Origin of the sequence: Candidatus Palauibacter irciniicola, assembly GCF_965208695.1 — a bacterium.
Taxonomy (GTDB): Bacteria; Gemmatimonadota; Gemmatimonadetes; order Palauibacterales; family Palauibacteraceae; genus Palauibacter; species Palauibacter irciniicola.
Genome location: NZ_OZ242352.1, coordinates 1115695 through 1136888, shown reverse-complemented (window position 1 = coordinate 1136888; position 21194 = coordinate 1115695). Strand labels below are relative to the sequence as shown.

General features: G+C 70.8%; 21 protein-coding genes and 1 tRNA gene. All 22 read right to left on the bottom strand.

Annotated elements, in window-relative coordinates:
* Positions 1-3: 3 nt before the first annotated feature.
* The 22 genes from rseP to ACOGI9_RS04595 all read right to left on the bottom strand — a co-directional run bounded on the left by rseP (position 4) and on the right by ACOGI9_RS04595 (position 21175).
* Positions 4-1107, bottom strand: a complete 1104-nt coding sequence (gene rseP, locus ACOGI9_RS04700; RefSeq protein WP_419858730.1) for an RIP metalloprotease RseP — start codon at positions 1105-1107, stop codon at positions 4-6.
* Positions 1104-2270, bottom strand: a complete 1167-nt coding sequence (gene dxr / locus ACOGI9_RS04695) for a 1-deoxy-D-xylulose-5-phosphate reductoisomerase (protein WP_419858729.1) — start codon at positions 2268-2270, stop codon at positions 1104-1106. Before dxr ends, rseP begins: the two co-directional genes overlap by 4 nt.
* Positions 2267-3118 carry a phosphatidate cytidylyltransferase gene (locus ACOGI9_RS04690; RefSeq protein ID WP_419858728.1) on the bottom strand — a complete coding sequence of 284 codons (852 nt, stop codon included), beginning with the start codon at positions 3116-3118 and terminating at the stop codon, positions 2267-2269. The genes dxr and ACOGI9_RS04690 overlap by 4 nt, the downstream gene beginning before the upstream one ends.
* 16 nt (positions 3119-3134) lie before the next feature.
* Positions 3135-3869 (bottom strand): polyprenyl diphosphate synthase, encoded by a 735-nt coding sequence (gene uppS / locus ACOGI9_RS04685; protein ID WP_419858727.1) that lies wholly within the window; start codon positions 3867-3869, stop codon positions 3135-3137.
* 70 nt (positions 3870-3939) lie between these two features.
* Entirely contained in the window at positions 3940-5427 is a 1488-nt protein-coding gene (thiI, locus tag ACOGI9_RS04680) for a tRNA uracil 4-sulfurtransferase ThiI (RefSeq protein WP_419858726.1), read from the bottom strand.
* Positions 5428-5433: 6 nt separating this feature from the next.
* Positions 5434-5507: transfer RNA gene (locus tag ACOGI9_RS04675), tRNA-Met, on the bottom strand.
* Between the two features lie 99 nt (positions 5508-5606).
* On the bottom strand, positions 5607-5951 hold the full coding sequence (locus tag ACOGI9_RS04670; RefSeq protein ID WP_419858725.1) for an FtsB family cell division protein: 345 nt from the start codon (positions 5949-5951) through the stop codon (positions 5607-5609).
* Positions 5951-7240 carry a phosphopyruvate hydratase gene (eno, locus tag ACOGI9_RS04665; RefSeq protein WP_419858724.1) on the bottom strand — a complete coding sequence of 430 codons (1290 nt, stop codon included), beginning with the start codon at positions 7238-7240 and terminating at the stop codon, positions 5951-5953. The genes ACOGI9_RS04670 and eno overlap by 1 nt, the downstream gene beginning before the upstream one ends.
* Before the next feature lie 168 nt (positions 7241-7408).
* Positions 7409-8140, bottom strand: a complete 732-nt coding sequence (locus tag ACOGI9_RS04660; protein ID WP_419858723.1) for a lysophospholipid acyltransferase family protein — start codon at positions 8138-8140, stop codon at positions 7409-7411.
* Complete coding sequence (thiL, locus tag ACOGI9_RS04655) at positions 8137-9150, bottom strand: thiamine-phosphate kinase (RefSeq protein WP_419858722.1); 1014 nt, start codon at positions 9148-9150, stop codon at positions 8137-8139. The genes ACOGI9_RS04660 and thiL overlap by 4 nt, the downstream gene beginning before the upstream one ends.
* Positions 9147-10751, bottom strand: a complete 1605-nt coding sequence (locus tag ACOGI9_RS04650; RefSeq protein WP_419858721.1) for an NAD(P)H-hydrate dehydratase — start codon at positions 10749-10751, stop codon at positions 9147-9149. The genes thiL and ACOGI9_RS04650 overlap by 4 nt, the downstream gene beginning before the upstream one ends.
* Before the next feature lie 40 nt (positions 10752-10791).
* Entirely contained in the window at positions 10792-10989 is a 198-nt protein-coding gene (locus ACOGI9_RS04645) for a hypothetical protein (RefSeq protein ID WP_419858720.1), read from the bottom strand.
* A 31-nt stretch (positions 10990-11020) separates the two neighbouring features.
* Entirely contained in the window at positions 11021-11383 is a 363-nt protein-coding gene (locus tag ACOGI9_RS04640; RefSeq protein WP_310780407.1) for a Minf_1886 family protein, read from the bottom strand.
* A gap of 95 nt (positions 11384-11478) precedes the next feature.
* Positions 11479-12729, bottom strand: a complete 1251-nt coding sequence (gene glyA / locus ACOGI9_RS04635; protein ID WP_419859235.1) for a serine hydroxymethyltransferase — start codon at positions 12727-12729, stop codon at positions 11479-11481.
* A 56-nt stretch (positions 12730-12785) separates the two neighbouring features.
* Positions 12786-13979, bottom strand: coding sequence for an acyl-CoA dehydrogenase family protein (locus ACOGI9_RS04630; protein WP_419858719.1), 1194 nt, complete (start codon positions 13977-13979; stop codon positions 12786-12788).
* Complete coding sequence (locus tag ACOGI9_RS04625; RefSeq protein ID WP_419858718.1) at positions 13976-14842, bottom strand: 3-hydroxyacyl-CoA dehydrogenase family protein; 867 nt, start codon at positions 14840-14842, stop codon at positions 13976-13978. Before ACOGI9_RS04625 ends, ACOGI9_RS04630 begins: the two co-directional genes overlap by 4 nt.
* Positions 14829-15731, bottom strand: a complete 903-nt coding sequence (locus ACOGI9_RS04620; RefSeq protein ID WP_419858717.1) for a CPBP family intramembrane glutamic endopeptidase — start codon at positions 15729-15731, stop codon at positions 14829-14831. Before ACOGI9_RS04620 ends, ACOGI9_RS04625 begins: the two co-directional genes overlap by 14 nt.
* Positions 15728-16939: an acetyl-CoA C-acyltransferase gene (locus ACOGI9_RS04615; RefSeq protein WP_419858716.1), complete on the bottom strand. Its 1212-nt coding sequence runs from the start codon at positions 16937-16939 to the stop codon at positions 15728-15730. The genes ACOGI9_RS04620 and ACOGI9_RS04615 overlap by 4 nt, the downstream gene beginning before the upstream one ends.
* A complete protein-coding gene (locus ACOGI9_RS04610) occupies positions 16936-17838 on the bottom strand; it encodes a PolC-type DNA polymerase III (protein WP_419858715.1) in 903 nt (300 codons plus the stop codon). Before ACOGI9_RS04610 ends, ACOGI9_RS04615 begins: the two co-directional genes overlap by 4 nt.
* On the bottom strand, positions 17835-18482 hold the full coding sequence (locus tag ACOGI9_RS04605) for a redox-sensing transcriptional repressor Rex (RefSeq protein WP_419858714.1): 648 nt from the start codon (positions 18480-18482) through the stop codon (positions 17835-17837). The genes ACOGI9_RS04610 and ACOGI9_RS04605 overlap by 4 nt, the downstream gene beginning before the upstream one ends.
* Positions 18483-18536: 54 nt before the next feature.
* Complete coding sequence (gene rsmA / locus ACOGI9_RS04600; RefSeq protein ID WP_419858713.1) at positions 18537-19373, bottom strand: 16S rRNA (adenine(1518)-N(6)/adenine(1519)-N(6))-dimethyltransferase RsmA; 837 nt, start codon at positions 19371-19373, stop codon at positions 18537-18539.
* Complete coding sequence (locus ACOGI9_RS04595) at positions 19370-21175, bottom strand: PP2C family protein-serine/threonine phosphatase (RefSeq protein WP_419858712.1); 1806 nt, start codon at positions 21173-21175, stop codon at positions 19370-19372. Before ACOGI9_RS04595 ends, rsmA begins: the two co-directional genes overlap by 4 nt.
* Positions 21176-21194: the final 19 nt, after the last annotated feature.

Below are 21194 nucleotides of genomic sequence, written 5' to 3'. Positions count from 1 at the left end.
GCGCTAGCGGAGAAGCACCCTCAGCACGTCGTTCCCCACGGCCCACACCATGAGGGCGAGGACGAAGACCATCCCCACCGTCGTGAACCGCACGCGCGCCTGGACGCTGAGCGCCCGGCCCCGGACCGCCTCGATCCCCAGGAAGAGGAGGTGGCCCCCGTCGAGGACGGGAATCGGCAGCAGGTTGAAGACGGCGAGATTGATGCTGATGATCGCCATGAAACTCAGGAGTTCCCAGAATCCCGCGCGCGCGGCGCGGCCGGAAATCTCCCCGATCAGGATGGGGCCGCCGACCTCGCGCGCCGAACTTCGTCCGGTGACCAGGTCCGCGAGGAACTGGACGACGGCGCCACCCCAGTAGGCTGCGTCCGACCACCCGCGCCCCAGCGCCGCGATGGGACCCGCTCGACCTCCGTCGGCGCCGATGGAGATCCCGATGCGCCCGACCGTCCTCGATTCTCCCGTGAGGTCCGAGTACTGCTCGACCGTCTCGGGCGTCGCAACGAAGGTGAGTCGCTCCCCTTCCCGCTCCACGACGATGTCGATGGATTCGCCCGGGCGGCGCTCGATCCGCATCGTCACCTGCGCGGGGTCGTGCACCGCCGTGCCATCCACGCGCAGGATCAGGTCTTCGCTCCGAAGTCCCGCCTCCGCCGCGGGCGACCCGGGCGCGACCTCGGCGATCCGCGGCTCGAACACGCCACGCCCCATCGCGATCGCCGCGAAGGCGACGACCGCGAACAGCCAGTTCATGATGACGCCGGCCGAGATCGCGAAGACGCGGGCCCAGAGCGGCTTCCCGTCGAAGTCTCCAGGGCCCGGGCCCGGTCTGCGCCCCGCCGTCTCCACCGGGTCGCCTCCCCCCTCGAGGGTCGACGTCACTTCCTCGTCCGCCATCCCCGCCATTCTGACGTAGCCGCCAAGCGGGATCCAGGAGAGGACATACTCCGTTCCACCGCGCCGGAACCCCACCATCTTCGGGCCCAGGCCGATCGAAAACCGCGGCACGTCGATCCCGACGCTCTTCGCAGCGGCAAAATGCCCCAGTTCGTGCACGAAAATGAGCACGCCCAGAACAAGAATGGTTACCAGAATCGTTACGATCACTCAGCGTCTCCCGACTTGGACTCCCCATGTGGGTCGCGGGCGATGGCGCGCGCCCGGGCGTCGACGCGCCTGGCATCCTCCACCGATTCGATGGCGCGCGACGAGAACCGTTCCAGCGTACGAAGCACGACATCGGCGAGTTCCCGGAAGCCGACATCCCCGGAGAGGAACCGCTCGACCGCAACCTCGTTGGCCGCGTTGAAGGCCACCGGAAACTCGCCTCCGGCCTTTCCCGCCGCGACCCCCGCGCGAAAGAGGGGAAAATCGTCTTCCCGCACCGGTTCGAACTCCAGCGGACCGTCCCGTACGGGGTCGAACCCCGCCTCCCGGCGTGCGTCATCCAGCCGGTCGGGGTAGCCGAGAGCCCACAGGATCGGAATCTCCATCGAGGGCCGGCCGAGCTGCGCGAGCGAGGAACCGTCCCTGAATTCGACGAGGGAGTGGACGATCGACGTGGGGTGCACGACGACCTCGATGCGCTCGTAGGGGAGGTCGAACAACGTGTGCGCCTCGATGACTTCGAGCGCCTTGTTCGCCAGCGTGGCGGAGTCGATCGTGATCTTGGCTCCCATCGACCACGTGGGGTGACGCAGCGCGTCGGCCCGCGTCACGGTGGCGAGTCGGGGCGCCGGCCACTCGCGGAAGGGACCACCCGAAGCCGTGAGAGTGACCCGCGCGACCTCCGACACGGGACGCCCGGCCAGGCACTGATGGACGCCGGAGTGTTCGCTGTCCACGGGCAGGAGTTCGCCGCCGCCGCGGCGCAACGCGCGCATCACGAGGTCTCCCCCCGCCACGAGCGACTCCTTGTTGGCGAGCGCCAGCCGCTTCCCCGCCCCCAGCGCCGCCAGCGTCGCGTCGAGTCCGGCGAACCCGACGACCGCGTTGAGAACGATGTCGATCCCCGACGATCCGGCAGCCTCCGCGAGCGCCGCGGCGCCGAAGCGCCACTCTCCGGTCCAGCGCGGCGCGAAGTCGTCCGGGGGCGGAGTCCCGAGCACGACGAAATCCGGGGCCTCGTCGAGCGCGAGCGCGTCGAGCGCCTTCCAGTTGCGGTTCGCCGTCAGGACGGCGGCGCGAAACCGCGCCGGGTGGCGGCGGATCACCTCGAGCGTGCCCCCGCCGACGGATCCCGTGGCGCCGAGGACGGCGACGTTGATCACGCGAAGAGGAGGAAGAGGAACGCGGCCGGGACCGCCCACAGGATGGAATCGAGCCGGTCCAGCATGCCCCCGTGCCCGGGGAGCAGACCCGACGAGTCCTTCACGCCGCACTCGCGCTTGAGAGCGGATTCCGCGAGATCCCCGATGATCGCCAGTCCCGTCACGACCAGCCCGAAGGCCAGCGTGGAGACCAGGTTCAGTACCCAGATGTCCGGGAGGAGGAATCGCGGATAGACGACGGCCGCGGCGATGCCCGCCAGCAGCGCGCACACGGCTCCCGCCACCGTCTTGTTGGGACTCACGCGCGGCGCGAGCGGGCGTTTCCCGAACGCTCGTCCGCCGAGGTACGCCGCGGTGTCGGCAAGCCACGTGATGACGACCGGAAGGAAGAAGAGCAGCGTACCGGCCATCCGTCCGGCGCCCGCATCGTCGCCGGACGCCGACAGGAGCCCGCCTTCGCGCAGGGGGACGCCCAGCGCGAGCAGCCCTCCGACGTAGAAGACTCCGAACGTCGTGCAGGCGGCGGCCCGGATCGGCCGCTCCGAGAGCTCCACCGTCGCGAGCGCGAGCGCGGGGAAGGCGAGCATCAGGCCCGCCGCATAGGATCCGCCGCCCTCGAGACCGCCCGCAAGGACGGCGAACGGGAAGAGAAACGCGGCCACCGCTCCCGGGAGCACGAGGACCCGCGTCCCCGTCCCTCGCATCATCGCGGCGAATTCCCGGTAGCCGAGCGCGGCCGCCGCGCCCAGCCCCGCGACGAAGACGACCCCGCCGGCGTAGGTCAGCAGCGCGCAGAGGGGGACTCCGACCCCCGCGACCGCGAGTCTCTTGCGAAGATTGGAGCTCATGCCGGACCGGGCGGCCTCACGTCTTCACCAGTCCGAACCTCCGCTCGCGGCGCCGGTAGTCGACGAGCGCGGCGAACAGGTGCTCCCGGGTGAAGTCGGGCCACAGGACATCCGTCACGAAGAGTTCCGCGTACGCGAGCTGCCAGAGGAGGAAGTTGGAAATGCGCTGCTCCCCCGAGGTGCGGATCAGAAGGTCCGGATCCGGCCAGTCCCTCGTCAGGAGTTCGGCCCCGAAGCGTTCGGCGTCGATCTCCTCCGGGGCCAGCTCGCCCTCCAGACAACGCTGCGCCAGCGTTCGCGCCACCCCCGCGAGTTCCGCCCGCGATCCGTAGCTGATCGCGAGGTGCACCTCCAGGGCCGCCCCCCCCTCCGTCGATGCCTCGAGTTCCGCGATCGCCTGCCGGGCCTCCTCCGGAAGCCGCAGGCGGTCGCCGAACACGGTGACCCGGATTCCGTGCCTGACGAGGGCTTCGCGCTGGCTCCTCACATACTCCTGGAGGAGCGTCATCAGCGCCTCGACTTCCATGGAAGGCCGGAACCAGTTCTCATCCGAGAAGGCGTACAGGGTGAGGTGGGCCACGCCGGCCTCCACCGCCCCTTCGATGATCTCCCGCACCGCCGTCATGCCCGCGCGGTGCCCTTCCCATCGCGGCAGGCCACGCTGTCTCGCCCAGCGGCCGTTCCCGTCCATGATGACGGCGACGTGCGTGGGCACTTCACCCTGCCGCACGGCCTCCAGGGCCGCCGTCATTCCGCGCTTGTTTCCGCTCATGCCGCCCAAGCTCGCCCCGCACGGGCGGGGGTGTCAAAACGGGCCGCGATCAGTCGATCCCCGACCGGCCTCGCGCGACGCGCCGCATGCGGGGCGCCCCGCCGAGGAAGGAGTAGGCCTCGTACCCCGCTCGCTGCATGACCTCGGCCAGGTAAGCCGTTCGCACGCCCTCCGCACAGCAGAGCACGTAGGTCGCGTCGCGATCGAGTTCGCCGAAGTCCCGCTCCAGTTGCGGGAGGTCGCGAAGGGTCGCCCCCGGCCAGTGCCAGGCCTCGAACGCATCGCGGGCGCGGGTGTCGAGGATGACCGCCCCGTCGGGCACGTCGGCCACGTAGAGGGACGCCCCGACCATGGATTCCGGACGCAGGGCGCGCACATCGTGCGTGGCCGCGCCGGCGACCGCCTCGTCGAGTTCCTCGAAGCCCACGGCCGACTCCTGCGCCGCGGCGGCCTCCGGCGACGACGCCGTGACCGGCCGCTGCGGCACGAGGTCGCAGTATTCGCGCACGCGGGCGGAGAGGTCGTAGGTGCCGATCTCGCGCGCCCGGTCCAGAATCTCCTCCTTGTGGAATCCGAGCAGGGGTCGCAGCACCGGAAGCGAGGAGGCGTTCTCGATCGCGCGGAGATTGCGGAGCGTCTGCGAGGAGACCTGTCCGACCGACTCGCCGGTGACGATCGCGTCGGCCCCGATCCGTTCCCCGATCGTCGCCGCCGCCCGATACATCATCCGCTTGAGGACGACCTGCAGGTAGGCGGGCTTGGCGCGGGCCCGCATCGCCTCGACGACCGGGCCGAACTCGAGGACGTGCAGCCGGGGCCGCGTCCCGTAGCTCCAGCGATCCGCCAGGATCTTCGTGACCTCCACGACCATCCGCTCGTACGCGCTCCCGCCGAGGTTGCAGAAGGCGTAGTCGAGGCGAATCCCCCGGCGCAGCGCCATCCAGGCGGCGACGGCCGAATCGAAGCCGCCGGAGATGAGGGCCAGGGCGTGTCCCTGCACTCCGAGCGGCAGGCCGGACGGTCCCCGGATCCGGTCCTCGTGAAAGAAAACCCGTTCGTCGCGGACCTCGACGAACACGGTGACGTCGGGATCGCCGAGGTCCACGGTGGCGCCGGGGTTGAGGGCCGCACCGAGACGCTGCTGGATGTCGGAGGAGGAGAAGCCGTGCGAACCGGAGCGGCGCGCCCGCACCGCGTAGCTCCGGCCCCGCACGGATTCGGCGAAGAGGGCCGTGCCCGTGGCGACGATCGTATCGAGATCCGCCTCGCACTCTCCGGCCAGCACGGAACAACTGGACACGCCGAAGGTGCGCAGGAGCGGATCGAGGAAGGCCGCGTCCGGGCTCTCGACGTGGAAGCGGCTCCAGCCGGACTCGAGCGCGGCGTCGATCCCTTCGGCGTCGAACGCATCGCGCAGGTTGGTCGCGAGCCGATTCTGGAAGCGCGACCGCGTCCGGCGCGCCTTGGTCGAGAGCTCGCCGGAGAACCGCACGAGGGCCCGCACGGGCCCGGCTCCGAGTTCGTGTTGCGCCGCCATAACGAGTGGCAGGGGGGGGATTTGAACCCCCGACCCAGGGCTTATGAGTCCCTTGCTCTACCAGGCTGAGCTACCCTGCCATGCTTGTGGGTCCGCAATCCTACACGTCGTGGCGCGCGGGGCAAGCCGCCGACCGGACGCGGCACCGTTCGAACGCAGCGGGGCCTTCGCCGCACCCGCTACGGCACGTCCTCCGCCGGGGGCGCCGCGGGGGGAAGATCTTCCCGGTCGCCCAACTCGACGAACCGCACCAGAATCTCGTCGGGACGGACGAATCCGTACCGCTCCCGCGCCACGCGCTCGATCGCCCAGGAGTTCGACACGAGACTGTCGGCCCAGGCCCGGATCGCCGCGAGTTCGTCTGCGCGGGCCGTGCTCTCCGCTCTCCGCGATTCGATCTCCCTCTCGAGTCGGACAAGTCCCGCTCTCGTGTATTCTCCGCCCACCATCCAGTAGTAACCCGCTCCGATGAGGGCGATGAACGTGATGGCCCGCGCGAGCCGACGGTTGGCCGCCTCCGCCATCATCGGCCTCCGTACACGGCGGATCCCGGATAGGTCGCCCTCGAGCCGAGCCGTTCCTCGATCCGCAGCAGCTGGTTGTACTTCGCGACGCGTTCCGAACGGCACGCGCTTCCCGTCTTGATCTGCCCGGCGTTCGTCGCCACCGCGAGGTCCGCGATGAACGTGTCGGCCGTCTCCCCCGAGCGGTGCGAGATGACGACGCCGAAGTCCGCCTCCGCGGCGAGGCGGATCGCATCCAGCGTCTCGCTCACGGTCCCGATCTGGTTGAGCTTGATGAGGATCGCGTTCCCGACCCCGGCCTCGATGCCGCGAGCCAGGCGATCCACGTCGGTCACGAAGAGATCGTCGCCGACGAGCTGAACGCGGCCTCCGAGCCGGGACGTGAGGGCCGCCCACCCCTCCCAGTCGTCCTCGTGGAGCCCGTCCTCGATCGAGACGATGGGGTACGCCTCCAGCCAGTCCTCATAGAGCGACACGAGGGACCGCGCGTCGAGTTCCCCCGCTTCGCCAGCGCTCTCGAGCCGGTACACTCCGGCCTTCGCGTCGTAGAACTCCGATGCGGCACAATCAAGAGCGAGCGCGACCTCGGTGCCGGGCTCGTAGCCCGCGTCGACGATCGCGGCCATGATGAGGTCCAGAGCCTCGCGGTTCGAAGACAGATCCGGCGCCACCCCGCCCTCGTCCCCGACGGCGGTCGAATACCCCGCATCCGACAGTCGGCGCCGCAGCCCGTGGAACACCTCCACGCCAACCCGCAGACCCTCGGAGAAGCTGCGCGCGCCGACGGGCAGAATCATGAACTCCTGTATGTCGACGGTGTTGTTCGCGTGCGCGCCCCCGTTGAGGATATTCAGCATCGGGACCGGGAGGACGTGCGGATCCCCGCCGAGGTGCCGGAACAGGGGCGCTCCCGCCGAAGCCGCGGCCGCGCGCGCCGCCGCCATGGAAACGGCGAGGATCGCGTTCGCCCCGAGGCGGCCCTTGTTCGGCGTACCGTCGAGCGCGATGAGCGCGGCGTCGAGCCCGCGCTGGTCCGAGGCGTCCCGCCCTCGCACCGTCGCGGCGATCTCCCCGTTGACGTGCGCGACGGCGCGCCGCACGCCCTTGCCCCCGTAGCGCGCGGGGTCGCGGTCGCGCAGCTCGACCGATTCGTGCTCTCCCGTCGATGCGCCGCTCGGGACGGCGGCGCGGCCGGTCGCGCCGCTCTCGAGGTGCACGTCGGCCTCGACCGTCGGGTTGCCGCGCGAATCGACGATCTCGCGGCCCGCGACCCGGACGATGGCCGTCACGGCGCGTTTCGGCTTCGGTGATGTATGGGGCGGTTCATGCAGGCGTGTCCCCTCCCCCGGCGATCCCGGCGATCGCGTCTTCCTCCACCCGTGCCCGAAGATAGGGCCCCGCGTCCCCCGAACAAGTCGCGCGGACCACCCTGGTGTCGTATTCGGGCGGCACCACGGCTACCTGGACGCGCCTCCGTCCGGGCTTCCACCCGGGAGCATCGCCTCGATGGCGGCGCGGGTCTCGCGCATCAACGCCCTCCGGTCGGCCGGCTCCGCTTCCTCCAGCCGAATCGCCGGCCCCAGCCGCACGGTGATGGAGCCGGGCCTCACCCGCTTCGCGCCGGGCGGATAGACACGCTGGCCGCCATCCACCGCCGCGGGAACCAGGGGCGCCCCGGTCTCCAGCGCGAGGGCGAAGGCACCGCGCCGGAAGCGGCCGAGTCGGCCGTCGCGCGACCGGGTGCCCTCGGGAAACAGCACGAGCGTCAGCTGCTCGGCCCGCATCCGGCCACCCGCCTCCCGCAGCGTTTCTTTTGCGCTGCGGGGCCGGTCGCGGTCGATGAGCACATGCCCCGCCGAACGCATCCCCACGGAGAGCATCGGAATGTTCCCCAACTCACGCTTCGCGATGAAGCGCACGGACGCGGGGAGACCGGCGATGAGCGCCCAGATGTCGAAGTACGACTGGTGGTTCGCGGCGATGACCTGGACCCCCGACGGGTGAAGGTGCTCGAGGCCGTGGACCGTGACGCGCACGCCCGCGGCCCAAAGCACGGAGCGAGCCCAGCCCCGGTTGGCCCGGTCCATCCAGGCCCGGCCGCCTCCGACGAGAGAAACCGTCGCCGCCATGGCCCCGAAGAAGATCGTTGAGAGCACGAGGGCGACGTAGAAGATCGCCGTCCTGATCAACGCCCCGCCTCGAAATGGTCGAACCCCGCGGGAAGCGCCGGATTCAACCGCCCGCTCACGGTCAGCCCCTCCCCTTCGCGCGCGCTCCCGATGCGCGTGAGCGGGAGATCGAACGCGACGGCGAATGCCCGTTCCGCCTCCCGCATGGCTCCGGATGGTACGGCCAGGAGCAGTTCGTAGTCCTCGCCACCGGCGAGCAGGAGGCGTTCCCCGGCCGGCGCCTGACGAAAGCCCTCGAGGGCGGGGGCCGCCGGCAGGCGATCCGCCTCGACTTTCAGGGCGACTCCGGAGGCCGCCGCGAGATGGCGCGCATCCCGCATCACTCCGTCCGATAGATCGATCGCGGCGTGGATCCCGACCCGATCCCGGAGCCACCGCATCTCGTCGATGCGGGGGAGCGGGCGGTCGAAGGCCCGGCGGGCCCGCGGGTCCGGCTCCAGTCCCCGCTCCAGATCGCGCAGCGCGGCCGCGGCCGCGCCGAGTTCACCGGTCACCCACAGCTCATCACCAGGACGCGCTCCGCTCCGCGTCGTCGGGGCCGCGGCGTAACCGAGGACCGTGACGTCGAGAAACGCGGGACCCGGCGACGCCACCAGGTCGCCGCCGAGGACCTCCGCGCCGACCCGGCCGGCGATCTCTCCCACCCCTCGCCCGAGGGCCGCGGCGATCTCGACGTCCAGTTCCGGGGGCAGCGCCGCCGCCACGACGAGGCCGACGGGAGTCGCGGCCATGGCCGCGAGGTCGCTCAGCGCCGACGCGGCCGCACGGTACCCGATCGTCTCCCACGTCATCCATTCGCGGCGAAAGTGGACCCCCTCCACGCTCGCATCGCAGCTCACCACCACCTGCGCGCCGTCCGGAGGACGAAAGGCGGCGGCGTCATCCCCGACCGGCAGCGTGACGGTGACGGCCGGGTCCGTGGCGCCGCCGGCCGCGCCCGCTCCGTCCAGGAAGGCCCGAATGCGCGCCGTCTCGGGCCCCTCCGCGAGCGCCGGACCGGCGACGTTCATCCGATCCGGTCCCCGGCCGCGGGGGCCGGCGCGGCGGGAAGGGCGAGGTTGACCCCCGGCCAGGCTCCGGATCGCACCGTGCCCAGCGCCCGGCGGGCGTCCGGCAGCGCGTCGGGGACATCCGCCGCGGATCCGCCGATCTCGTCCACGTCGCGCAGAATTGCGAGCGCCGTGAGCGTCAGGGCGGCGGACGCCGCGTCGGCGGGGCCGAGGCCGGACGCCAGAAAGGCGCCGCACACCCCCGTCAGCACGTCGCCCATGCCGCCGCTCGCGAACGCCGGACTCACCAGCGTGGTCGCGCGCAGTTCGCCGCCCGGCCGAGCCACCCAGGTCGGCGCGCCCTTGAGCAGCACGGTCGCGCGCGTCGCATCGGCGAGCCGCCGGGCCGCGGCCCGGGCATCCCCGCGTACCTCGCCGACGGACGTTCCGAGCAACCGCGCCATCTCGCCCGGATGCGGCGTCAGGAGGACGGAGCGGCGCGGAGCCAGCGGACCGGGCGGCGCCCCGGCCTCCGCCGCCTCCGCCGAAACGACGTTCAGGGCGTCCGCATCGAGCACGAGCGGTACGGACCCATCCTCCAGCGCGCGCCGTACCAACTCCGCCCGCCCCGGCCCCGTTCCCAGACCCGGTCCGACCGCCACCGCGCCGGCCCAGTTCAGCGCCGACCCCACCGCCTCCGGCGCGGACCAGTCCACGAATACGGCCTCGGGCACGCCGGCCTGCACGATCTCCCGGTTCTCCGGGGCACTCACGACGCGCACGATGCCGGCCCCGGCCCGGATCGCGGCGCGGGCGGCGAGCACCGCGGCGCCGGCCATGCCCCGCTCTCCACCGACGATCGCGAGATAGCCGGCGTCGCCCTTGTGGCCGTCGGCGGCCCGCTCTCCGAGGAGGCCGGCCACCCATGCCGCCGTCACGGCCCGGGCGGACGGCGGCGGCTCCGGCGGCGGAAAGCCGATTTCCACCGAAATCAGGTCGCCGGTGCGCTCGCGCGCCGGGAAACTCAGCAGGCCCGTCTTCGGCCACCCGAAAGTGACGGTCAGGTCGGCCCGAATCGCGGCGCCCGGCACGCGACCCGTGGTGAAGTCCACGCCGCTGGGACCATCGGCCGACACCACGGCGGCCCGGGCCGCGTTCACGCGTTCGATGATCCTCGCCTGGGGCGGGCGGGGCGCCGTCGTCAGGCCCGTCCCCAGAATGCCGTCGATGACGACATCGGCCGCGGCGAGTTCCCGCTCCAGCGCTTCGGGCGGATCGAGAGCGAGGCTCCAGCCCGCGAGGACATCCGGATCCGGGGTTCGGCTTCCGCACCGGACGAACCCGACGGATCGCCCCCACGCGGAAAGGGTCCGTCCCGCCACGAGGGCGTCGGCGCCGTTGTGGCCGCTTCCCGCGAGGACCGCGACGCGGCCGGCCGGGAACCGTTCGTGCACGTGGCGCGCCAACGCCCGACCCGCGTTCTCGATCAGGGCGCGTTCGGGTATCGCCCCCGATTCGATGGCGACGCGGTCGATCTCCGCCATTTCGGCCGCGGTGGGCAGCCACACCTCGCGGGCGGCGCAGCGCCACCAGTCGGATGGCGGGAAGGCGGGAACCCGCATGGCGGGACTCCGCGCGGCGGAGGAGACTCCGCCGGGGAGGTTACTTGTAGGACTGCTGGACGTTACGTCCGAAGCTGATCTCACCGTTGTCGATCCGGATGTTGAACCCGCATTTGGGGTTCGAGCAGACCCATGCCTTGTACCGGATCGGTGCCCCGTCGCGTCCGTAGTCCGAAAGCGGGAGCAGGACCCCCTTTGTGCAACTCAAGCACTCCGTGAACGACCCCGAATCGGCCACGCGTTCACCCCCTCCCCTTCCAGTTCCTCCCCTACGCGCTCCAGGGGTAGCTGTCCTCAAAAGCTTCGTCGAAGCTGAAGAGCCCCTCGAAGTCCTCTCGCGAATCGTCGGGTTGTTTGATCAGCACTCCACATTCAACCAGCGCGAAGACGATCTCGCCGATGTCCGTCGTGCCGTGCACGCCCCAGTGCTCGAGTACGGTCCGCGCCAGAGGGCCGAACCGCTCCAGCGCGAGTTCCCGGACCGCGTCGGCGACTTCGGCGCCGCTGATGTGACGAGGCAGTTCAAGGCTGGACAACCGGCGCTGGAGAGCGGAGAGCAGGAACAGGTACGCGGCTTCCGTATACCTGGGATTGCCCTTCCTGATGCCCGTCAGAACGCCCGCTGTGTCCACCTCTTCTCACCTCGTCCCAGGCCCCTTTCCCGGCCGTCATGCGCACTGCCCGCAAGGACATTAGCGGCAAAGTTAGACGGGAGAAAAAGTTGGCGTCAAGCTAGGCCCTCCCCGCGAACGCCCTCATTCTCCGGGTAGAGCGGGAAATCCTCGCACAGCGCCCGGACCTCGGCGTCGACCGCCGAGAGCGTCGCATCATCGCCTTCCGAGCGCAGGGCGCGGTCCATGAGATCGGCGATTCTCTCCATTTCGCTCTCGCTCATGGAGCGGGTCGACACCGCCGCCGTCCCGATCCTTATGCCGGACGCGACAAAGGGCGAACGAGTCTCGAAAGGCACGGTGTTCTTGTTGACGGTGATGCCCGCCCGACCCAGGAGCGCCTCCGCATCCTTGCCCGTGAGATCCGTCGTCCGCAGGTCCACGAGGAGGAGGTGGGTATCCGTCCCTCCACCCACGAGATCGTAGCCGTGTTCGGCCAGCCGCCGTCCCAGCGCGCGGGCGTTGCGCACGACGAGATCCGAGTACTCACCGAACTCGGGGCGCAACGCCTCCCCGAGCGCGACCGCCTTCGCGGCGATCACGTGCATCAGGGGACCGCCCTGGAGTCCGGGGAACACGGCCTTGTCGACCGCCTTCGCATGTTCTTCGCGGCACAGGATGAGCCCGCCCCGCGGCCCGCGCAGCGTCTTGTGCGTCGTCGTCGTCACGACATCCGCGTGCGGCACCGGAGAGGGGTGGTGTCCGGTCGCGACGAGGCCCGCGATGTGCGCCATGTCCACGAGGACGCGGGCGCCGCACTCCTCGGCGATCTCCGCGAAACGCTCGAAGTCGATCCGTCGGGGGTAGGCGCTGGCCCCCGCGATGATGACGGAAGGACGCACGTCCAGCGCGGTCGCCCGGAGCGCGTCGTAGTCGATCGTCCGGTCCGAGGCTCTCACGCCGTAGGGGACGACCCGATACCAGAGACCCGAGAAGTTGACCTGCGAACCGTGCGTCAGGTGCCCCCCGTGCGAGAGGTCCATCCCGAGGAGCGTCGCCCCCGGTTCGGTGAGCGCCTGGAGCGCGGTCATGTTCGCACCCGAGCCGCTGTGCGTCTGGACGTTGCTGTGGTCCGCCCCGAACAGCCGGTGCGCGCGCTCGCGGGCAAGGTTCTCGACCTCGTCCACGAACTCGCAGCCGCCGTAGTAGCGGCGCCCGGGATAGCCCTCCGCGTACTTGTTCGTCATCACGCAGCCGGTCGCCTCGAGGACCCCCCGGGAAACGAAGTTCTCGCTGGCGATCAGCTCCAGACCCATACGCTGCCTCTCGAGCTCCCGGTCGATCGAGGCCGCCACCGCGGGATCCATCTCGCGGAGCGGGCGCGGGTCCAGGGCGCCGCTGGCTGCAGGTTCCGCCGTCGCACTCACACGTATCCCCTCTCTCTGTAGAGTTGCCGCGCGATCAGGCTGCGGTGCATTTCGTTGGCTCCCTCGTAGATCTCGGTGACCTTCGCGTCCCGGAACAGACGTTCCACGGGGTATTCCCGCGAGTACCCGTAGCCTCCGAAGACCTGAACGGCCTCGCGGGCGTTCGTCATCGCGGTCTCGCTCGCAAACAGCTTGGCCACGCTGGAGAGGCGGCGCGCCCGCGGGTCCCCGATCGTGTGCGCGGCGGCCGCCCGCTCGAGCAGTCCCCGGGCGGCCTCAAGCCGGGTCACCATGTCGCCGAGCTTGAATTCCATCCCCTGAAACTTCCGCAGCGACCGTCCGAACTGGCGCCGCGTGTCCGCGTATTCGAACGCCGCGTCCATCGCGGCCGAGGCGATGCCGAGGGCCTGCGCGGCGATCCCGAGCCGGCCCGCCTCGAGGCCTTCGAGCGCGTAGCTGAAGCCCCGGTTTACCTCACCTACCATAAGTTCCTGCGGCACAAACACATCCTTCAGAGACAAAGCGATCGTCTCCGAGCCCCGCTGCCCCATCTTTCTCTCTTTTCTTCCGACCGAAAGGCCGTCCGTCCCGCGCGGCAGAAGGAAGGCGCTGATGCCGCGCGACCCACGCCGGTCCTCCGCCGTGTCCGTCCTGGCGAAGGTCAGGACCACATCCGCGGAGGCGCCGTTCGTCACCCACATCTTCTCGCCGTTGAGGATCCAGCCGCCTTCCGTGGGCGTGGCCTGCGTGCGAAGCGCCGCGGCGTCCGTACCGGCGCCGGCCTCGGAGAGGGAAAAGGCGCCGAGGACTTCTCCGCTGGCCATCCGGGGAAGCCATTCGTCCCGTTGTGCCTCGCTTCCGCGGCGAAGCAGGATCCCGGCGGCGAGCGAGTTGTGGATGCTGACGGAGACCGCGACCCCCGCATCTCCCCAGGCGAGTTCCTCCAGCACGTAGAGGTACGTGACGAGATCGAGCCCGAGGCCGTCGTACCGCTCCGGCACCCGCATCGCGAGGAAGCCGAGCTCGCCCAGTTCGCGGTGGATGTCGGCATCGAAGCGGTCCTCGTTCGCGTCCCGGGCTTCCGCCGTGGGCTGCAACCGCTCTTCGGCGAACTGGCGGGCGAGCGTGAGGATCTGCTCCGCCTCGGACGAGAGTTCGAGGGCAGACCAGGAGCGGCGGCCGGTCATCATGCCGCGGAGTAGTCGTAGAAGCCGCGACCCGTCTTCCGGCCCAGCCTTCCGGCGGCGACGTACTTCGCGAGCAGCGGACACGGGCGGTACTTGGAGTCGCCGAGTTCCGCGTGCAGGACGCGCATGATGGCGAGGCACGTGTCCAGTCCGATGAGGTCGGCGAGCGCCAGCGGGCCCATGGGATGATTCATGCCGAGCTTCATCACGGTGTCCACCGCCTCGGCCTCCGCCACGCCCTCCATGAGGCAATACACGGCTTCGTTGATCATCGGCATCAGGATCCGGTTGGCGACGAAGCCGGGATAGTCGTTCGCCAGGACCGCGGTCTTCGAGAGCCGAGCGCAGAGGCCGAGCGTGAGGTCGGCCGCCTCGTCGGAGGTCTCGAGCCCCCGAATCACCTCGACGAGGCGCATGACCGGCACCGGGTTCATGAAGTGCATCCCGATCACGCGCCCGGGGTCCGCGGCGTGCGAGGCGATGCGGGTGATCGAGATCGAACTCGTGTTCGACGCCAGCAGCGTCTCCGGACCCACGACGGCGGACAACTCCTCGAACAACCGGAACTTGAGCGTCGGATCCTCGCTGGCGGCCTCGACGACGACTTCCGCGTCCTCGAGCGCCGTCAGCGACCGCTCCGCCGTGATCCGGCCGAGCGCCGCCTCGGCCTCTTCGGTGGAGATCAGGTCCCGGCGGGTCTGGCGCGCGAGATTTCGCTCGATGGAGGCACGCGCCCGGCCGAGCGCTTCCGGGTCCACGTCCACGAGGCGGACTTCGATGCCGGCAAGCGCGAAGACGTGGGCAATGCCGCTTCCCATCGTACCCGCGCCGACGACGCCGACTCGCGACACGTCACCCGCGCGCATCGGAGCTCCCTTCGGCGCCGGGGCTTCCCGCCGTCGTCGACAACCGGGAACCGGAGCGGCTTCGCGACCCCGCGACCCGCCACAGCCAGACGGTTCCAAGCGCGGTCACGAACGTGATGCTCAGCGCACCCTCGGGCCCGAAGGCGCCGCCGGTCCACAGCACCGGACCCGTGACGGCGGCTTCGAGGCCGGAGATCGACACGTCGAGCCCGCTCACGGGCAGACCGCTCGCCGCCATCACCCAGTTCCAGCCGAAGTGGAGGCCCGTGACGAACCACAGACTGCCGGAACGCCAGTACGCCACGCCGAGCAACACGCCGGCCAGGGTCAGGTTGACCAGCGCCAGCGGGGTCACCCCCGGGTTGGCGCCGTGCATGAGACCGAACGCCACCGACGTCGCGACTACGGCGGGCACGGGCCCGAATCGGACGTGAAGGACGCGGAAGGGATACCCGCGAAAGAGGAGTTCCTCCGTGAACGCCGCCGCCAGCAGCAGGGCCGAGACCTTCACTCCCGTGAGGACAGGTGCGGCGGACGCGGACCAGGAGACCCAGCCCGGCGCGACCAGGGCGAGAATGGCGGCGCCGACGATCGCAAGTCCCGCCAGTGCGCCCGAACCGAGTTCAGCGAGACCGGGACGCCCGCGCCTCAGTCCGAGGGCGGACAGCGGGCGCCTGTCGATGCCGGAAGTCAGCAGCCAGGTGGCCGCACAAGCCGCGAGCAGCACGGGCGTGACGTTCCGCCAGTCGATGGCCTCCATCGCCTCGGCGCCCGGAAGGCCGGCGATGACCGCGACCGCGAACCCGAGCACGAGTCCGAAGGCGATGAAGAGACCGGCGAACGCCGCCAGCCTCCCGGCCCAGACCCAGCCTTCAGGCTTTACGTTCACCGGCGTTCCACGCTCAGCGCGACCGCGTTGCCCCCGCCCAGACACAGGGTGGCCATCCCCCGCTCGACGTCTCGGTCCCGCATGGCATGGAGGAGCGTGGTGAGGATCTTCGCGCCCGAAGCCCCGATCGGGTGGCCCAGGGCGATCGCCCCTCCGCGGACGTTGACACGATCGAGATCCAGTCCGAGTTCGCGGGCATCCGCGAGACACTGGACGGCGAACGCCTCGTTCATCTCCACGAGCCCGTAGTCGGCGACGACCGTCCCATCGAGCGTCATGAGCTTCTGCACGGCGGCGACGGGCGCGAAGAAGAGATCGCGGGGTGCGGTCGCCCCGACGGAATAGGCCCGGATCCGGCCGAGGACCGGAAGACCGTGCGCGGTGGCGTACGCCTCGGACGCGACGACCGTGGCCGCGCCCCCATCGTTGAGGCCGGGTGCGTTTCCGGCCGTGACGCTGGGTTCGGTCACCTCCGGGGGCGCATCGCCCGCGAAGGCGGGTCTCAGCCTGGCGAGCGCCTCGAGCGACGTGCCGCGCCGCGGCGTCTCGTCCGTGTCGATCGTCACGGTTCCCTTGCGGGTCTCGATGTGGACGGGGACGACTTCCTCGGCGAATTCCCCGGCATCGATCGCACGGATCGCCTTCTCATGGCTGCCGAGCGCGTAGGCGTCCTGATCCTCGCGACTCACCCCTGCCTTGTGCGCCGTGTACTCGGCGTGGCCGCCCATGTGGCAGGTGCCGAAGGCGCACCACAGGCCGTCGTGTATGAGGCCGTCGACGAGCGAGCGATCTCCGAACTTCACTCCCTCCCGGTGTCCCCGGAGGAGGTAGGGGGCGTTCGACATCGACTCCATCCCGCCGGCCACGACGACCCGCGCGTCACCCGCCTTTATCGCCTGCGCCGCCAGCATGACGGCCTTCAGGCCGGAGCCGCAGACCTTGTTCACGGTCACCGCCGGGACCGTCACGGGCACCCCGCCGCGGATCGCGGCCTGGCGGGCGGGCGCCTGTCCGACCCCCGCCTGCACGACGTTCCCCATGATCACGTCGTCGATCTCTTCCGGGGCGACGCCGGCCCGGTCGACCGCCGCCGAGATCGCGAGGCCGCCGAGGTCCGGGGCCGCGAGGGAGGAGAGTCCGCCCATGAAGCGGCCCGTCGGGAGCCGCGCCGCGGAGACGATGACCGGGGTTCTTTCGCTATCGCTCATGTTCCATCGCTCATGCCGTCGTTCGCGTGTTCGTGCCGTTCGGGATGCGGGCCCCGCCGTCTGCCGCGGCCGCGCCCCGGAACCGGCCCGAGAGCCTTTCGGAGCGCGGGCCACGTCGTCCAGCCGCGCCGCTCAGCGTCCGCGAGCATGCGGACGAGGATTCGGGCGGTCGCGACCGCGTCGCCCCGCGCGCGGTGACGTTCGCGGATCTCGATCCCGTAGTAGTCGGCGACCGAGTCCAGGCCCCGGCGCTCGAGCCCCGGCAACAGTCGACGCGCCATGTGGACCGTGCACAGGCGGGGCCCGCGCGGGAGGCCGGACCCCGCCCGCCGCATCTCGGCGCGCAGGAAGCCCCAATCGTACGCCGCGTTATGCGCGACGAAAACCCGGCCGCGAAGGTGCCCGCGCACCCGATCGCAGATCTGCGAGAAACTCGGCGCGCCGTGCGTCATCTCCGTGCGGATGCCGGTGAGGCGCGTGATCGACGGCGGAATCGCCACGCCGGCATCCACGAGAGTCGAAAAGCACCCCCCGATGGCGCCACGGTCCACATCCACGATCGCGATTTCGACCACGCGACCGTTCCCTCCGGCGACGCCGCCGTTCGTCTCGACGTCCACGACCGCGTATCGGAGGTCGTGCAGCCTCCTGGCCGTCGGCTTCCGGGTCCGTGGGCCTCCCGCGGCCAGCCGCCACGCATCGCCGCCCTCCCCCTCACGGGCCACCTCGGGGATCCCGTCGAGCAACTGCCCGACGAGCCGGCGGGCCATGGCCGGCGGACACCCGTGCATTCCGAGCACCTCGGCCGCGAGCTCGACGGACGAGCGCGGACCGTCCTCGAGCCGGCGCAGCGCCTGGCGTACCAGCACTCCGTCGGGCGCAAAGTGCACGCCCGTCACGCGTCGCTCCCGGTCCGCCGGCCCGCCTCGGACATCAGGTAGCTCAAGCCTTCCAGTTCGAGCACGATGTCCACCGTCCGGATCGGTACGCCGTTCACTTCGGAGAGTTCGATCGGCGCGAAGTTGAGGATCGCGCCCACGCCCGCGCGCTCGAGTGCCGCGGCGACCTCGGCGGCCACCTCCGTCGGGGTCGCGACGACCCCGATCTCCGCCCCGCACTCCGCGATGACCGACCGGAGCTCCGTCATCGGACGAATCCTGAGTCCGTAGGCCGTGGTCCCGACCTTCGCCCCGTCGACATCGAAGGCGGCGACGACATCGAATCCGCGGGCCGCCAGCCCGCCGTATCCGAGCAGCGCGGACCCGATCTTGCCGACGCCCACCAGCGCGATCTTCCAGGTGCGCGAGAGCCCGAGGATCTCTTCCAGTGCCCGCACGAGCCCGTCGACCGAGTATCCCCGCCCGCGTTTTCCGAACGAGCCGAAGTGGCTCAGGTCCTTCCGGACCTGGGCGGAGGTGGCCCCCGAGGGTTCGGCAAGCTGAGAACTGGACACGAACTCCGCGCCGGCTCGCTCGAGGTCGCGCAACATGCGGAGGTACAGGGAGAGGCGTCGAACCGTCGAATCGGAAATTCTGCCGCTCATGCCCGCCCTTGTGAAAGGTTTCACAAACCAAGATAGGGCCGGTTCGTGCTCAACTCAACGCGGCGCGCCCCCTCCCGGCCCGGGTTGAAGCGCCGCCGCCAGACGTACGAAGGTGGGGGGATCCAGCGTCTCCGGCCGCACCGCGGGATCGATCGAAAGTCGCCTCAGTACCGCCTGCGCATCTTCCGCGAACCTCAGTTCCGGAGCCGTGCGCAGCGTCTTCTGCAGTTGCTTCCGGCGGCGGTTGAAGCACGCGCGCGTCAGCGTCCTGAGCGCCGCGCGATCCACGTCGGCGGCGTCCGGCCGCGGTTCGAGGCGAACCACCGCCGAATCGACCGCGGGGACGGGACGGAACGCCTGGCGTCCCACCCGGAAGGCGAGCGACGCGTCCGCCAGCGCCTGCACGCCGACGGAGAGCGCGCCATACGCCTTGATGCCCGGCGGCGCGACGATCCGCTCCGCCACTTCTCTCTGGACCGTGAGCACGATGCGCACGGCGGCCGGCTCAAGCTCGAGGAAGGCGAAGACGAGCGGCGACGTGATGTTGTAGGGGACGTTCGACACCACGCGCACCGCGGCGGCGCCCCGCACGAAGTCCGGAAGTCCGAGGCGGAGTGCGTCGCCTTCCACCACATCCACATCCGGCCGGTCCCCCCAGCGGTCGCGGAGCTCGCCGGCGAGGTCGCGATCCTTCTCGATGAGGACGAGGCGACGGCAACGCCCGACGAGGTACTGGCTCAGTTCTCCGTGCCCCGGCCCGACCTCGAGCACGACGTCCGCGGGCTGCGGATCGAGTTCCCGCACGATCTTGCGCTGGATGTTCGGGTCGACCAGGAAGTTCTGGCCGAGCGCGCGCTTCGGCCGGGGGCGTCCGGTCTTCCCGGAGTTCACAGGGAAGCCGCGACGGCCGTCCGGTCGTCCAGTCTCATCTCGTCATCGCTGTCCGCGAAGAGCGCCGCCACGAGGACCTCGGGATCGAGATCGCCGCGGTCGATGCGCTTCCGCACCCGGGAATCCGGCGTTTCGAGGGGGTCGCTCAGTTCGGCGAGGCCATCGGTGAAGGCCAACAGCGTGTCCCCCGCGAACGGAAGCCTCGTCTGCCGGTACGACCGGACCGCGGCCACGCCGACCGGCGGATCGAGCGCGGTGAGGCGGCGGACCCCGTCCGGTCCGAGGAGATACGCGTACGGGTGGCCCGCGTTCGCGTAGCGCAGTTCCCCGCGCCCGGGATCGATGACCCCGTAGAAGAGCGTCATGTACATCTCGGTCGCGTCGAGCGCCGCCCGGAGCTGCCCGTGCATGGCATCGAGGACGGCCGCGGGTTCGGCCTCCACGCCCGTCGCCAGGACGACGGCGCTCAGCGTGCGGGCCATGATCAGCGCGGCGGAGGGGCCGTGCGAACTCACGTCGCCGAGCATGACCCCGAGGCAACCGCCGGCGAGCCGGACGAGGTAGTAGAAGTCGCCGCCCAGAGAGAGCGCCGGATCGCAGCGGGCGGCGATCCTCCCGAGATCGCGGAAATCCTCGGGGGGCGGAAGGAGCTTCAGTTGCAGGTCCCGGGCGATCTCCAGCTCGGCCAGCACCCGCTCCCGGCGCAGCCGTCGCGCGAGGAGCCGCTCCCGCGAGTGTTCGCCCTCGGCCACCGCGCCGATCCAGCCCGCGAGCAGCGTCGCGGCGGCATCGCCGCGGCTCGCCGGCTCGTGGACCAGGCGCAGCCGTCCCGCATCGCCCAGCGGCCACGTCTCGCGAACCTCCGGCGGGCGACCCGATTCCCCGTCATCCCCCCAGCTGTCGAACAGCACCCGCGAGCCGTCCTCGAACAGCCGGTCGAGCCGAAATCTGAGACCCGTCACATCGGCGAACCGTCTGAGGAGAGGTTCGATCCTCACGAGCGGATCCGGGGCCCCCCGGAACGAGAGCGTGACCCTGTTGCCGGTCTTGTTGAACGAAACGCCGTCCGCGAGCTGCCTCAGAAGAAAGAGGCCGCGCCCCCGGGGCCGGCCGATGCCTTCGGCCGAGACGGGGTCCGGCACGGCATCGGGATCGAATCCGCTCCCCTCGTCCGACACCGTCACGCGGAGGCCCTCCGCGTCCGCCTTCGCCGAGACGCGCACGACGGCGCCGGGACGGTCTCCGCTCCCGTAGAGGATCGCGTTGGCCACGGCCTCGCCGAGCGTGACCCGGAGCCTGAACGCCGTCTCGCGATCCAGATCGGCGAGGTGCCGGCACGCCACGACGACCCTCTCCACCACGGCGCGCTGGTAGCGCACGTGCGAGGGGAAAACGACGCGTATGTGCCCCGACTCGTCGACATCGAGGTTCAGATCGGGCGCTTCCGCGGGCGAGGTGTGTTTCCGCCACACGAACCCGAGTTCGGCCGCGTTGAGAGGATGGAAGAGGTAGTCGGTCCAGTCCTCGGCGAGCGCCGAACCCAGACGGTCGACCCACGCTCCGTCGATCAGCGCCACAAGCACCGAGGCGGCGCCGAACCGCCGGTGCAGGTACGGCATCGTTGCGCGCGGCTCGGCGATGTCCACCAGGATCAGATCCGTCGGGCGCACCCTGAGGGGGCGCCCGAAGAGCCCTCTCACTTCGGGAGGCGGATCGATCCCGGCGGCGGCGTCCGTGACGGCCCGGAGAATGTCCGGCCGGCTTGAGAGGACCAGGATGCGGGCCGGTGCGCCGTCCTTCATTCCGGAGCCGCGGCTCCGG